Raw genomic sequence first — 14,450 nt, 5'->3', positions numbered from 1 at the left:
AAGAATATCCAATATTTGACTAACTAAGATAATTTGTGTACTATAGAATTACGCTTAATTTCCGGCCGCGAAGGTTGGGAAGCGGGGGAACCATTATTTTGGGGCGAATCAAGATGTATTGTAGGGAACCATCTTTCCCGAGCCCGACAGCTAACCTCGTCAGCAGCAGATGGGTCACAAACTTAGTTAAGACATCGTAGGTATGACCCGTTTATCGGGTTTTTTTGTTGTATATATGACCCGATACCAGCAGCAAGTGAAACGTTGATTTCACTTGGCGTTGGAGCGGGTCATTTTTGATGTTCAAGGAAAAAGGAGGGACAAATGCGTCAACCAACAACTTATCTTCAAGGAGGATGAATATGGCACAACCGAAATATATCACCGATATTGATAAGATCATGGAAATCCCGGAACATGAGCGTCAGAAACTTAAACAGATAACGGAAAAATTCGTATTTCGCGTGAACGATTATTACTTGAAGCTAGTGGATTGGAACGATCCGAATGACCCGATTAAGAAATTAGTGATTCCCAATGAGGGGGAATTATCCGAATACGGCCGATGGGATGCTTCAGATGAAGATACCAATTATGTGGTTCTCGGTTGCCAGCACAAATATCGAACGACAGCACTGCTCATCGTCTCCGAAGTATGCGGGGCGTATTGCCGATATTGCTTCCGGAAACGGCTATTCCGCAATGACGTAAAAGAGGCGATGTCTGATGTGTCGCCAGGAATCGAGTACATTGCGAAGCATCCCGAGATCAATAACGTGCTGCTTACCGGCGGGGACAGCTTGATTCTTGCCACACCGAAGCTGGAGATGATTCTTGATCAGTTACGGGATATTGAACATGTTAAAGTGATTCGACTGGGGTCTAAAATTCCTGTATTTAACCCCATGCGTATTTATGAAGATGAGAAGCTGCTTGACCTTATTCGGAAGCACTCGAGTGCGGAACGAAGAATCTATGTGATGGCCCATATCAATCATCCGCGTGAAATAACGCCTGAAGCGAAACGGGGGTTTGAGGCGTTACATCAAGCTGGGGCGATCGTTGTCAACCAGACGCCTATTCTGAGAGGCATTAATGACAACGCTGATGTGCTTGCGGAACTGCTCGATCGGTTGTCATGGGCAGGTGTTACACCGTATTACTTCTTCATTAATCGCCCGGTGGCAGGAAACCGTGATTTCGTTCTTCCGTTGGAACAGGTTTATCGTCTTGTGGAGGAAGCGAAGGCGAAGACATCGGGTCTTGGTAAACGAATACGTCTATCCATGAGCCATACATCCGGCAAAATCGAGATTTTAGCGATTGAGAACGGGAAGGCTTATTTGAAATATCATCAATCCCGAGACGACGATTACGGAAAATTCATGGTGTTGGATTGTCCCAAGGATGCGTCATGGTTCGATGATTTGCCTGGCAGCGAGCAGTATTGGCAGAAGCCGGAGAAGAAATCGGACCACATCGTATCGGTCAATGATATGCCTGCCATGCCGCAGAAGAAAGTGCGTGCGCAGTCAAGCGAAGTTGCGATGCATTAATCTCATGAGTTGACAAGAAAAAGACTGGAGTACCCAAGGCTTTCGCCTTGGGTACTCTAACCGTGCAGAATTACTGAAAAAATCATGAAATAATGATGGAGGTAAGTTGCATGATCAAGTTTGAACAGGTGAGCAAAACGTATGCCCATGGATTTCAAGCCGTCAAAAGGATGGACTTCGAGATCCAAGCGGGCGAGTTCGTTGTCTTTATCGGGCCCAGCGGCTGCGGTAAGACGACAACGATGAAGATGATGAATCGTCTGATTAACCATACGGAAGGAACCATCTCAATCAACGGGAAAGATATTTCTCGAATAAACCCTGTTGAACTAAGGCGTAATATAGGTTATGTCATACAGCAAGCTGGACTTTTCCCCCACTATACCATCGAAGAGAACATCGCATTAGTTCCTCACTTAAAAGGCTGGAGCAAACAAAAAAAACAACATCGTGTGCATGAACTGCTGCATTTCATTGGGCTCGATCCTGATCAATTTGCGAAGAGATATCCTCGGGAATTATCAGGCGGTCAGCAGCAGCGCATCGGTGTGGCACGTGCCCTAGCTGCCGATCCGGAGGTCATCTTGATGGATGAACCGTTCGGTGCCTTAGACCCCATAACCAGAGAACAGCTCCAGGATGAATTGCTCCGATTACAAAAGACATTGAAGAAAACCATCGTGTTCGTCACGCATGATATGGATGAAGCGCTGAAATTAGGCGACCGTATTGCGGTCATGAAGGATGGTCTGTTGCTTCAGTTGGATACCCCCGAGAAACTGCTGAATGAACCTGCTCATGGATTTGTTGAAGAATTCATCGGGAAGAACCGTATCTATCAAAACCCTGAATTTATTACAGTAAAAGATATTATGCGTGAGAATCCTGCGGTGGCTTCACCTTACTTATCCCCTTCAAGAGCTTTCGCTCAGATGCGTCAACGTCGAACGGATACGTTAATCGCTGTGAATGAACAAGGGCAATTCGCGGGCATTGTTTCGGCCTATGACCTTCAAGCCCGCATGGAGTCCATCGCGACGATTCAAGAGGTGATTCGGGATGAAGAATTCTATTTGGAGGAATCTGCAACCGCCAAAGATGCATTAATCCGAATTGGTGATGCCAAACAGGGGATTATTCCGATTGTCACGTGTGACAAAGTTGTGATGGGTGTCGTGACAAGAGCAAGTCTGTTGACTACATTTGCGAGTCACTGGGCTGGCAGAAAGGAGCAGATCGATGAACCAAACGTTGTGGGAACAACTCGTTAAGCAATTTTCCAACCGGTGGGAGGATTTATTAGCTGCGGCTTCTATCCATATTGAGCTCGTCCTCTTATCCATGCTGATTGCCATTGTTGTTGGTGTGCCTTTAGGTATTGTGGTCACAAGAATTCCAGCATTGAAAAGCTGGGTGATCGGTGGAGCAGGAATCTTGCAGACGATACCGAGCTTGGCGCTTCTTGGCTTTATGATTCCGATCTTCGGGATTGGCATGAAAACCGCGATTGCGGCGTTATTCTTATATTCATTACTACCTATCATTCGAAATACGTATACCGGAATAAAAGAGGTAGATCAAGCCACGATCGAAGCGGCCAAAGGCATGGGGATGACCGATGCTCAGCTTTTATTCAAGGTTGAACTTCCGTTGTCACTAGCTGTCATTATGGCGGGTATTCGTACTTCAACCGTTATCAATGTCGGTACCGCTACACTGGCGGCATTTATCGGCGGCGGCGGTTTAGGCGACTTTATTTTCCTGGGGATTTCGAGAAATATGGATGCTCTTATTCTTCTTGGTGCGGTTCCGGCTGCAATTCTGGCGGTGTTCTTGGATTATTTATTAGGCGTGACGGAGAAATGGACAACACCAAGAGGGTTAAAGAAATCATAGTGAATGAATAAGGGGAGATCGAGAAGATGAAGAGAAGCGTGTCCATGGTTAGTCTGTTACTGGTATTGATTATCGCACTTGTGGGATGCAGTTCAGGTAAAGAGAGCAAAGGCACGATTACGATTGGCTCGAAGAACTTTACGGAGAATATCTTATTAGCGCACATGCTGGCCGATCTGATTGAGAAAGATACGGAGCTTGCGGTTGAGCGAAAAGTGAATCTAGGCGGGTCAGATATAGCTTGGAAAGCGTTGAAGAGCAACGACATCCAATTGTATCCGGATTATACGGGGACGATTGTAGCCAATTATTATCAGCAAGAAACAGGAACGGCGGAAGAGACATACAATACGACAATCGAATTGCTGAGTAAGGATAAGCTTTCTTTTCCATCGAAATTCGGTTTTAACAATACGTACACCTTAGCTGTCAGCAAAGAAACGGCGGAGAAGTATCATCTGAAGACATTTAGTGATTTGACGAAAATATCCAATGAGCTGGTGTTAGGTTGTGAATTTGAATTTAAAGATCGCCCGGATGGTTACCCTGGTCTAGAAAAGACGTATGAGATGACGTTCAAAAAGGTGAATGCGATGGATCGTGGTATTATGTATCGTTCGCTGACTGATAAACAAGTTGATGTCATTGATGCTTATTCGACAGAGGGGCAGATTAAAGTTAATGACCTCGTCATTCTAGAAGATGATAAAGGGTTCTTCCCACCTTATCATGCGGGTGCATTGATTCGGGACGATGTATTGGCGAAGTATCCTGAATTGGAAGCCGTGTTGAAAAAGCTGGAGGGTGCGCTCGATGAGCAAACCATGCAAGATTTAAATGCAAAAGTCGATTCCGAGGGGCTGAAGGCGGAGACCGTAGCGAAGGATTTCCTGAAGGAAAAAGGACTTATCTAAAAAACGCACACCCCTCCACCATAGCTGGTAGAGGGGTGTGACGGTTAAGGCGCAAGACCTTTCATAATGAAGTTAATCGTCGCCTCGCGTTCCAATTCATCATCCCACGTAGAACTTTCTTTGTCGCTAACGATCGACCGCGCAAGAATATAACCAATGATCGTTGAAGCGCTGAGGCGGAGAATGGTCATCGTAGGGAGGTCAACCATTTTACCCTCCGCTTTAAATTTATCAACCACTTTCTCGAAATGAACCTTCACTTGAGCGAAGACAAGCTTCTGGAATTGATGCTGAAGATCGGGATGAAAAGGGATTTCTTGAACAATGATTTTGAACAGACTCCGATTTTGCTGCAAAAACAGGATGCGATTCTCGATAAGTGCACGCAAGAACTGATCAAAGCGATCATAATCTGTCTTCAGCACCTCCCGGAATTCCCGGATGACAAAAGGTGCTAACATCCGTACCATAGCTGGCGTTACAATCGAAATCAATAAATCCTTCTTCGTCTTATAATGCCGAAAAATCGTTCCTTCCGCCACACCGGCTCGCTGCGCGATTTCACTGGTGGAAGAGCCGGCATATCCTTTCTCGGCGAAAATTTCAATGGCTGCTTCGAAGATGCGGGCCTGCTTTTCAGTCATTTTATGCTCAGCCCCAGCTTCATTGCCTTGTATAAGTTCCTCCATCCAGGGTTCTAGAGGATCGGTCATGGCTTTCAACTCCTAACGACTTCGTACCTTGCTACAACATAATGCAGTAGATCATATCATAGTCCGTGGGATTTTCTCAAATGGATCGTTGTTTCTTCAACGCGATAATGTTCAGTAGGGCAAAAGTGATCGAGAAACCGAGCAGAACATAGATGTCGAGTTGGATGGAACCGATACTCTCGCCTCGGATCATAATGCCGCGCATGGCATCCGCACCATAGTAGAGCGGCATGATATAACTTAATTTCTGCAGCCACGGGGTCATTGCATCGAGGTTGAATAACCCCGAGAAGAACACCTGCGGCACAATGACGATCGGTATGAACTGAATGATCTGGAACTCGGTTGTTGCGAACGAAGATAGCAGTGTGCCCAGCGTCAGAGCCGTTAGCGTTAGTAAAAGGTTAATTAACAAGACGAGCCAGAAAGCACCCACCATATACATGCCAAGTACACTGATTGAAAACCATGTAATCAATGCGGCTTGCAGTAAGGTAAATACGCCGAATCCTAACAAGTAACCGCCTACGACTTCGGAACGCCGAATCGGTGTGGCGAGCAAGCGTTCCATAGTACCCGTCGTACGTTCACGCAAGAAAGATACACCCGCGATCATGAAGACGAAGAAGAAGGAGAAAAAGCCAATTAATACAGGGCCGAAGGAATCAAAGGAAGACATGTCTTCCGTGCCGTGCAAATAGGATACGGCCGGTTGAACGGCCTGCGCATTGGCTGCTTGCATCGCTTTCTGGAGCGTGAGCAGGGTTGCCTTATTCAGCGTCGGGTCACTGCCTTCAAGGACAATCGAAGGTTTGCCGATTTCGATCGAGATTACGGCATCGAGATTGCCATCTTTCAGAGCCTGATTCGCTTCATCCGTGGAACTATAAGAAGTGACGTTAGCGTCTACATTCGTCAGACGTTGGGTCAGTTGTTCCGGCACCCCGACGGTACCGATTTTCGGAATAATCGGCTGTCCGTTAAATACAAAGTTCAGGAGTGTGAGGATAAGCAGCGGTGCGATGAAAATTAAGGCTAACGTCCGCTTGTCACGTAGAAATTGACGAATAATCCGCTGAGCTAACGCACGGGTTCTCATGCTTGAATCCCTCCCCCTAGAACGATAAAAGCATCTTCAATCGTCGTTGTTCCGGTCTTGGTCTTGAGCGCATCCGGGGAGTCGACTGCCGTAAGATGCCCATCGCGAATGAGGCCGATACGATCGCATTTGTCTGCTTCATCCATGACATGTGTGGTCAGAATAATTGTCGTACCTTGATCCCGGAGCGTGAGCAGTTCTTTCCATATCGACTGACGTAAGACGGGATCGATCCCTACGGTGGGTTCGTCAAGGATGAGCACCTCAGGTTCATGCAAGAGCGAGATCGCGAGGGATAACCGCCGTTTCATGCCGCCGGAATAAGCCGATACTGGTTTATTCAAATGGTCCAGCAGGTCAACAACCCCCATGACGGCTTGAATCCGTTCATTGCGGCGGGCTCCCGCGAGACTATAGAGTGAAGCGAAGAATTGCAAATTTTCCCGTGCCGTCAATTCGTTATATAAAGCATCCGATTGGGCCATATATCCGAACCGCTGCAGCATCGCGAGCTTGGGCATCTTCTCACCAAGCATGTGTACGATTCCTCCGTCCGCTTGGTCAATACCTGTGATGAGTTTAATTAAGGTGGTCTTACCGGAGCCCGAAGGCCCCAATAGACCGAATATCTCCCCACGCCGTACTTCAAGGGTGATCTGATCTAAGACGGTTCGATCCCCGAACTTCCGTGTAACCTCGCGAAGATCAACGACGGACGCAGAAGAAGAAGGGGGAACGAATGGATGGGATGCGGACATGTGCAACACGCTCCTTCGAAATGTGAGTGATTACTCATTTTTTCTCATGCGTTCATTATATCCAGTAGATTAAATCTTGTAAAGTGAGTAATCACTCATTTTGGTGGATTGGAAAACATAGGTTTTTGGGAACCGAGGGTTCATTTTTTTAGTTGCATTACTAGCTCAGTTGCATCACTCGCTATAATGGATAAATCCACTAACTTTAGAATTTTTGGCTCGATTTCATGAGCTATATTGGATGAATCCAATATAAATAAGCATAAATCGTCTATAGCTCCCAGTTAGCGGAGGCTATACTGTAAAGATCCAATATAGGCGAATAAAAAAGTTCCAACGCGTGTGGTATATTGCAAAAATCCAACATAGCACGTCGAGCCTACTTCAGTGCATCAATTTTCAAACGTTTGCCGTCTTTGAAAAGGTCGCCGTAAGTTGAAAGGTCCCCGTAGGCGTTTCAGCTTGTGCATGAGGATATTATGTATGAAGCTATTGTACATGAAGAAATTATGCATGAAGATATCAAACTAGAAGAATTATTGTGGCAGGCTGCAGGATCAATCCAACAGCCTGAATCGTTCAATTTGATCCCACAATTGCTCTCTCTTCAGAATTTCGATTTGCTTCGGGCCTATGAGATCGAAATGTGGATAGGCATCACGGTGATGAATATACTTGGCTGGCAATTCATTTGCCGTGCACCAAGCGGCGAGCTTCGTGATATCGGAGCATCCGACTTTGGTCACCGTGGTGATCCCAGGAAAGCGCGGGTCGAGCCAGAAGTGAGTGATATATGCAATCTCGCCGCGAGACACGGTTTCTTTCCATTGCTGTAATTCTTGTCTACGAATTCCGAATGCCATGTGACGGGTTCTCCTTATTTTTCCTGGTGTAGAATTGCTTCAAATCCTTTTTCATCTAGAAACTTGATGAATTTCTTTTCACTCCAAATTTCATTGGTGACAAATTCACCGTCGAAGAAAAAGCTATATGTCGTGAACGGGGCAGGAGCCTGCTGAGCCTGCTCGGTTGTCTCGAATCGAATAAGCTTGACGGTTGTTCCCCGTTGTTCTGCGATTTGTTGCAGGAGGGGGGCGTATTTATCCGTATGTGGACATTGATTGGAGTAATACAGAACCATTCCTGTTTCTTCGGTTGTCCCCTTCTTCGCAGATTCTCTGAATTGAGGGACAGGCGCGTTGTCGCCAAACGGGAGATATAACAATTCATAATATGGGCTTGCCGTATCCGCGACCATGAATCCTTTATGCTTCAAATAGGAGGGGTCGGATAGAAACGGCATTTTTTTCGTGGATGACAGCACCGTTATTCCCATCTTACCACGTGCCTTCGCGTCTGCAATACATTCAGCTAGAAGCTGGTTCGCATAGCCTTGTCCTTTGAATTGCCCGGATACCCAAAAGCAGTTGATGTGCATATAGTGATCTGCATGCAAAGGACACCATGCGAATTCAGCAGGGATATATTCGATGAAAACTTTGCCTCTGACATCCAGTTTTTTAAATACTAACCCGTCTGCAAACCGCTGTTTTAGCCAAGCCTTCTTGGAGGAAACGCCAGTGTCTCCTTTTTTATCGACAATCGCACAACATATATGCTCATGATCAATGTTGTCCAACGTCACGTTTTTTATATTCATCTACATTCTCCTTTTACATCATGTGCTAGAGGGATCCTTGACATACCTTGATGGGAAGCGCATCGAATGTCGAATGTCCATCTAATCATACCGCATCCAACTCGACAACAGGATGTCTAGTTCAAGCTACGTCGGCATACCAAAAAGGATACCGAAACATCGGTATCCTCATCGTAGTATGAATCGAATTTTTTACCTATAAAAGACATTACATGTCATGAAATTAGTTCTGAACGGCTTTCCAGACATCGGATTGATCCGGTTGTTCCCCTTTGGTCCACCATTTTGCTTCATATACGATCCCGTTATAGGTGACTTTGCTGCCGCCTGTGTACGCTTTGGTGCTGTTCCACTCCGGTGTTGCGTTGCTAAGCAGCTTCCAAGCATCGGAGGAATCCGGACGGTTGTTCTGGGTCCAGTAAGAGGCTTGGTACTCCAGTCCGTCATATTGGACTTTGTCGCCGGCTACATAAATCTTCGTCGCATCCCAGGCTGGGAGGTTACCGCCGCCACTATCCGGCAACGTTGCTGCCGTTAACGCAGCGGAAGATTGTGATTTGTTCCCTAAGGTGTCTACAGCGCGAACCGTATAGGTATAAGACGTGTTCGCTGTAAGGCCTGTATCGTCATACATCGTCTCTGTCGCAGTTCCTACCAAAGTACCATTTCGGTAGATTTCATAATTCTTGATTCCGTTCGTTGCGGTGGAGGCAGACCACATGATCATGATGCTGTTCTTCGTTGACATATGGGCATGTAGACCTGTAGGAGGTGTAACCGGAATGACGGTATCCTCTTTTAAGGTTTGGGCTGTAACGGTCGCAGAAGCTGGCGATACATTCCCTTTGTTATCAACGGCTTTAATCGTATAGTTGTAAGCCGTATTTGCGGTTAACCCTGTATCTGTATAGGTCGTTTGGCTTGGTGTTCCAACCAGCTTGCCGTTCCGATATACTTCATAGTTCTTGATACCCTCACTTGCGATGGAAGCAGACCACTGCAAGGTAATGCTCGATGTGGTCTGTGCAGTCGATACGACTTGCCCAGGTACCGTCGGCGGTTGAGTACTAGGTCCAGTCCCGTCATTCACGAGATTGACGTCAATGACTTGATAGAAGGCATTGCCTGTATCTGCAATTTCCCAGACGCCTAGAACGAGATAATATCCGCTGCGATCTGTAGGGAGTTCAACGACATGGGAAGTTGAAGGAGATGGCATGGCTCCTCCATCGTTAAAGGTAGCGAGAAGCTCAAGATCTTGACGGGCCAGCGGCTTGTTCGTATCCCAATCTTTTTTCGTGATGTAATATTTCCACTCTGCCGTGCTGTGCGGCGCTGTCAGCTTCCAAGTGAAGGTGTTCTTCCCGCCTTTTAGCGTAACCTTGGACCAACGGGTTGGCGTCTGAGCATACAGCTCGGGGTATTTTCCACCACCTGTAATTTGGCCGTCAACCGGGCCGGAAGCAGGAAATCCGCCTTTCCCTTCAACGCTTTGCGGTTCATATTGGGTGGGTCCGCAGTCCTTGTTCACGCCTGTCGCGCACAAGGCTGCACGGCTTGATGGAGACTCAATATAGCCGTGCGCGGAAGCACCTTTGGCGAAAGCCAGCGAGCAGGCTAGTCCCACGAGAATAAATCCGAATGTTGCGATAAACTTGGTTTTCTGGTGTAAAGCGCGGTTACGAAATAATGAAGATGTCATTTTTTTCCTCCTTTAATGGTGAGAGATGTTGTGTACGACGTGTCGTTGCAGGTCGTATGTCGTATATTGTATGAATGAGTCACCTCCAGTCCTTACTTAAATTATAAAATTCGACCTCTTGGTGTGTATATGTGACCTTGTAACTAATCAGGCAGGTACGGATAACTATCTTTACACAGAATAGGCAAGTCGACCATTTGATGGTACTTTTTTCCTATGAACCCACGAATTTGAAGGTGTGAAGAAAAAATTTTTAGGATACGGGAAAGTTAAACGGGAGATCGATTTCATTTGTGTAAGACGTATTCATGTGCTACAATCGGTGATAATAAGCAGATATGATTCATCATTGCCCTGATTTGGAGCGTGAGCATTTCTGCGTACAATTGAACGGAGGGTTCCGAGTGATTAATTGGATCAGATTACGTTTTCAAGCTTTGTGCCGCTAATTGAATAGTGCTCAAAGACTCTGCTTGTGTGCAGAGCGAACGGGATTGGTCTGTCTATTATCCAGGAACCTATAGTTATCATAATAGTGGATTTCCATAATCCTTATCCGAGGAGCAGATGTGCTGGGATAGAAGGGCGAGGTATGCCGATGTGCGTACACTGCTTTTCTACCGGCCTATTTGTTGTATCCCACCCGTTTGCGATGAACACAGGCAGTGTGCCTGTGTTTTTTTATTTTGTTGAATAAATGGAGGAATGAATAGATGGAACAACTTATACAAAAAGCTATTTTGGTCGGCGTGAACTTGAATCAGCAATCCGATTTTGAATATTCGATGGAGGAGCTAGGCAATTTAGCCGAGGCATGTGATGTCGAGGTCGTCGGGGTCGTCACGCAGAATTTACCGAAGGTGACCTCATCGCATTATATCGGAACAGGTAAGATTCAGGATGTGATCGCTTTGATGGAAGCGCATGAAGCGAATTTGGTCATCTTCAACGATGAGCTATCGCCTTCTCAAATTCGTAATCTAGAGGCGGATTTGGACTGCAAAGTGATTGACCGTACGATTCTGATCTTAGATATCTTCGCCCAACGCGCCAAAACGAAGGAAGCGCAGCTGCAAGTAGAGGTTGCCCAGTTGCAATACATGCTGCCTCGATTGATCGGCTTGCGTTCATCGTTAGGCCGCCAAGGCGGCGGTGTCGGAACGAAAAATAAAGGGGTCGGGGAGACGAAGCTGGAGCTGGACCGTCGTCGGATTGAAGAGAAGATTACGATTCTGAACCGGGAGCTGGAGCAGCTGGTTGCTCATCGTCAGACCCAACGCAAACAGCGCAAGAAAAACGATGTCCCGGTTGTCTCGTTAGTTGGATATACCAATGCTGGGAAATCGACGATCATGAATGCCTTGGTGGAGAAATATAATCCAACGGCAGCGAAACAAGTGTTCGAGAAAGATATGCTCTTCGCGACGCTGGAAACGTCCATTCGCAACATTCCGTTGCCCGATAATAAATCATTCCTGCTCACAGATACCGTTGGGTTCGTAAGCAAGCTGCCCCATCATTTAGTAAAAGCGTTCCGTTCGACCTTAGAAGAAGTGGCAGAAGCGGACCTGTTGATTCATGTCGTAGATCATTCGAATCCGAATGTAGAGCAGCATATCGAAATTACAAATAATACCCTCAAAGATATCGGCGTACAAGATATCGAGACGATTTATGCGTATAATAAGTCCGATCTGATTGACTGTGAATTGCCAAGTGTTCAAGAGGATCGCGTGAATTTGGCTGCGAAGCCGCGTATTGGTATCGACGAATTAGTGGGCGTCATCCGGAAGCATATTTTCAACGATTATGTCACATGCGAAATGCTCATCCCTTATGATAAAGGAAGCTTGGTGTCATATTTCAACGAACACGCAAATGTGTTGGACACCACATATGAGAATGAAGGAACGAAGCTGACGATGGAATGCAAAGCTATCGATGCGGAGAGATACCAGGAATATGTGATTCAAGAAGCGTAACCGCTAGGAGTGGAAGGTGCGTATGAAAGCTTTAGTATTCTATCAGTTTGGCGATCCTGAGGTACTGCGGTACATGGAAGTTCCTGATCCTCAACTCGAGCCAGGGACCGTCATGGTTCGCCTCAAAGCAGTAGGTCTGAACTTTGCCGATATCTATCGGAGACGGGGGAACTATCATTTGGCGGGGATTCCACCCTATATTCTCGGGTACGAGGGCTCTGGAATTGTGGAACAAGTGGCATCCGACGTCACAGCGATTCAAGTGGGGGAACGTATTGCGTTTGCCGATGTTCCTTATGCCAACGCAGAATTAGTTGCCGTTCCGGTCGAGAAGGCGATTCCTCTGCCGCAGGATATTACGTATGCACAAGCGGCAAGCGTCTTATTGCAAGGGATGACGGCACATTACTTGGTGAATGACAGTTACCGGATTCAATCGGGCGACGATATGCTTGTTCATGCGGCTGCAGGCGGCGTAGGGCAGATTCTCGTCCAGTTCGGCAAGAGCAAAGGTGCGCGCGTTCTAGGCTTGACGTCATCATCAGCCAAACGTGAAGCGGCGCTCGGAGCAGGGGCCGATGAGGTGCTATTGTATAATCAGGATTGGGTGAATGAGGCCATCCGTTGGTCGCATGATGGAAACGGGATGTATGTAGCATATGACTCCGTCGGTTCTACGCTAATGGATAGTTTTGCGGCCGTGCGGACCAAGGGGACGGTCGTATTCTACGGCATGGCTGGCGGTGACCCGGTATTTTTAGATCCGCGGATGCTCATGGATACCTCGAAGACGTTAACAGGCGGAGATCTGTGGAACCATGTGACGACCCGAGCGAACCGGATCGAACGTGCGGATGCACTGTTTGAGGAGATTCGTCAGGGGCGCCTGCGCATCGAAGAGCCGAAGTTATTTACGCTCGCCGAGGGCGCGGAGGCGCATCGATTGCTGGAGAGCCGTACAAGTACGGGCAAGATCTTGATGATCCCTTAGAGGTAGAGACTGTATTGAACAAAGAAAGCCGAGCAGGACGCATGCAGCATGCGTTCCCTCGGCTTTTCTCATTTACGAATAAAAGATAAGTCAGCAACGACGCGATGCCCTGTATGTATCGCCTCATCCATCATGAATGCGAGGTAGGTGTCCAGACAGGCATCCATGAACGAATATGTAGAAATGCCTTGCCGCGCATAATCCGCCATGTGCAGCAGGACTTGCGTCATCGCCAGCTCTTCATCTGTGAAAGCCGTCGGGTGAACGGGGTTACGGTAGAGCCAATCTCCTTCAAAGACGATGCCCTCTAACGATAAAGGTCCTAAGCTTCCTTCGCCCCCGGATTGTATGCGGGTGAACTTTCCTTGGATCGGTGTCTCGAAATCGGCCATATAGTAAGCGCGGTTATCGATAATTTCGCCTTTGGTTCCCCGAATCAGGACTCGATTCTGGCGAATTGGCGAGAAGTATTGCTCTCTCGTAAAGTCGAATACGGCACTGCGTCCCCCTTCGAACTGGAAGAGAGCGACATCCTGTGAGGAGGCCACGAATCGTTCTTCTTGCGGCAATTGCTCACGGTAAGGCCCTTCCATAATGCTCGATTCAAAGCGTTGACCGGTAATCGTACATTCTTCATTCCCGAGTGCAAGCCATCTTCGTATGAGACTCATGCCGTGATAGCCGTGTCCGGCTGAAACTTGCAGATGAACCGGTTCTCCTAACTTCCCAGCAGCGAGTAATGCGGTTCGGGCTTGATTATGCGGATAGAAGGGGTACTGTTCGGCGACTTGGATCCGCGCGTTTGCAGGCATATTGGCAACGAGATGGAGCAATTGCTCCAGATTTGCTGCCGGAGGCGTCTCTGCTAAGATCGGGATGGAGGTGGATGCAAGCTCTAGCAGCATAGGCGCGACGGCCTGCTTAGAAATCGATAGGACGATAAAGTCGGCGTCGGAGGCGTTCAGCAGCTTATCCAGCGTCGAGGGGGTATTCACGTTCCACGCGGCTTGCAGCTGCTGGCGTTTATCCGAATCTCGCACATACACCCCGCTAACTTCAAAGAGATGAGGCAGCATTTTTGCTAACCGCAGATAGAAATGGGCTCTCCAGCCTCCGCCAATGATACTGAAACGAACAGGTTTCATCGGTCACACTCCTCTTGGTCTTCATTTCGTCATG

The 14,450-nt window shown here is 47.3% G+C and carries 13 protein-coding genes and 1 riboswitch; of the genes, 6 read left to right on the top strand and 7 right to left on the bottom strand.

Annotated elements, in window-relative coordinates; translation table 11 throughout:
- The first annotated feature begins 41 nt into the window (after window positions 1-41).
- Window positions 42-180: riboswitch (cyclic di-AMP (ydaO/yuaA leader) on the top strand.
- 182 nt (window positions 181-362) lie between these two features.
- The 4 genes from BVG16_RS26395 (at window position 363) to BVG16_RS26380 (ending at window position 4,366) form a co-directional block, all read left to right on the top strand.
- Window positions 363-1,556 (top strand): KamA family radical SAM protein, encoded by a 1,194-nt coding sequence (locus BVG16_RS26395; protein WP_078502199.1) that lies wholly within the window; start codon window positions 363-365, stop codon window positions 1,554-1,556.
- A 110-nt stretch (window positions 1,557-1,666) separates the two neighbouring features.
- Window positions 1,667-2,827: an ABC transporter ATP-binding protein gene (locus tag BVG16_RS26390; RefSeq protein WP_078502198.1), complete on the top strand. Its 1,161-nt coding sequence runs from the start codon at window positions 1,667-1,669 to the stop codon at window positions 2,825-2,827.
- Complete coding sequence (locus BVG16_RS26385) at window positions 2,796-3,452, top strand: ABC transporter permease (RefSeq protein ID WP_078502197.1); 657 nt, start codon at window positions 2,796-2,798, stop codon at window positions 3,450-3,452. Before BVG16_RS26390 ends, BVG16_RS26385 begins: the two co-directional genes overlap by 32 nt.
- 26 nt (window positions 3,453-3,478) lie before the next feature.
- The gene (locus tag BVG16_RS26380; protein ID WP_078502196.1) at window positions 3,479-4,366 is read left to right on the top strand and encodes a glycine betaine ABC transporter substrate-binding protein; all 888 of its coding nucleotides are present in this window, start codon (window positions 3,479-3,481) and stop codon (window positions 4,364-4,366) included.
- Window positions 4,367-4,410: 44 nt separating this feature from the next.
- On the opposite strand, the gene BVG16_RS26375 is transcribed toward BVG16_RS26380, so the two are convergent.
- The 6 genes from BVG16_RS26375 to BVG16_RS26350 form a co-directional block, all read right to left on the bottom strand.
- Window positions 4,411-5,079 carry a TetR/AcrR family transcriptional regulator gene (locus tag BVG16_RS26375; RefSeq protein ID WP_078502195.1) on the bottom strand — a complete coding sequence of 223 codons (669 nt, stop codon included), beginning with the start codon at window positions 5,077-5,079 and terminating at the stop codon, window positions 4,411-4,413.
- 76 nt (window positions 5,080-5,155) lie between these two features.
- Entirely contained in the window at window positions 5,156-6,178 is a 1,023-nt protein-coding gene (locus BVG16_RS26370) for an ABC transporter permease (protein WP_078502194.1), read from the bottom strand.
- The gene (locus BVG16_RS26365; protein ID WP_078502193.1) at window positions 6,175-6,936 is read right to left on the bottom strand and encodes an ABC transporter ATP-binding protein; all 762 of its coding nucleotides are present in this window, start codon (window positions 6,934-6,936) and stop codon (window positions 6,175-6,177) included. Before BVG16_RS26365 ends, BVG16_RS26370 begins: the two co-directional genes overlap by 4 nt.
- 557 nt (window positions 6,937-7,493) lie before the next feature.
- The gene (locus tag BVG16_RS26360) at window positions 7,494-7,799 is read right to left on the bottom strand and encodes a hypothetical protein (protein ID WP_078502192.1); all 306 of its coding nucleotides are present in this window, start codon (window positions 7,797-7,799) and stop codon (window positions 7,494-7,496) included.
- A 14-nt stretch (window positions 7,800-7,813) separates the two neighbouring features.
- Window positions 7,814-8,596: an N-acetyltransferase gene (locus BVG16_RS26355; protein WP_078502191.1), complete on the bottom strand. Its 783-nt coding sequence runs from the start codon at window positions 8,594-8,596 to the stop codon at window positions 7,814-7,816.
- Between the two features lie 223 nt (window positions 8,597-8,819).
- On the bottom strand, window positions 8,820-10,298 hold the full coding sequence (locus BVG16_RS26350) for a lytic polysaccharide monooxygenase (RefSeq protein ID WP_078502190.1): 1,479 nt from the start codon (window positions 10,296-10,298) through the stop codon (window positions 8,820-8,822).
- A gap of 713 nt (window positions 10,299-11,011) precedes the next feature.
- On the opposite strand from BVG16_RS26350, the gene hflX reads away from it, so the two are divergent.
- Together hflX and BVG16_RS26340 are read left to right on the top strand one after the other, a co-directional pair.
- A complete protein-coding gene (gene hflX / locus BVG16_RS26345) occupies window positions 11,012-12,280 on the top strand; it encodes a GTPase HflX (RefSeq protein WP_078502189.1) in 1,269 nt (422 codons plus the stop codon).
- Window positions 12,281-12,302: 22 nt separating this feature from the next.
- Complete coding sequence (locus BVG16_RS26340) at window positions 12,303-13,271, top strand: quinone oxidoreductase family protein (RefSeq protein WP_078502188.1); 969 nt, start codon at window positions 12,303-12,305, stop codon at window positions 13,269-13,271.
- Between the two features lie 68 nt (window positions 13,272-13,339).
- On the opposite strand, the gene BVG16_RS26335 is transcribed toward BVG16_RS26340, so the two are convergent.
- Window positions 13,340-14,416, bottom strand: a complete 1,077-nt coding sequence (locus BVG16_RS26335; RefSeq protein WP_078502187.1) for a Gfo/Idh/MocA family protein — start codon at window positions 14,414-14,416, stop codon at window positions 13,340-13,342.
- Window positions 14,417-14,450: the final 34 nt, after the last annotated feature.

It is taken from the genome of Paenibacillus selenitireducens, assembly GCF_002021565.1.
In the GTDB taxonomy this organism is placed as follows: Bacteria; Bacillota; Bacilli; order Paenibacillales; family Paenibacillaceae; genus Paenibacillus_K; species Paenibacillus_K selenitireducens.
Note: the sequence above shows the minus strand (reverse complement) of the source record. Positions and strands in the feature narration are given on the sequence as shown.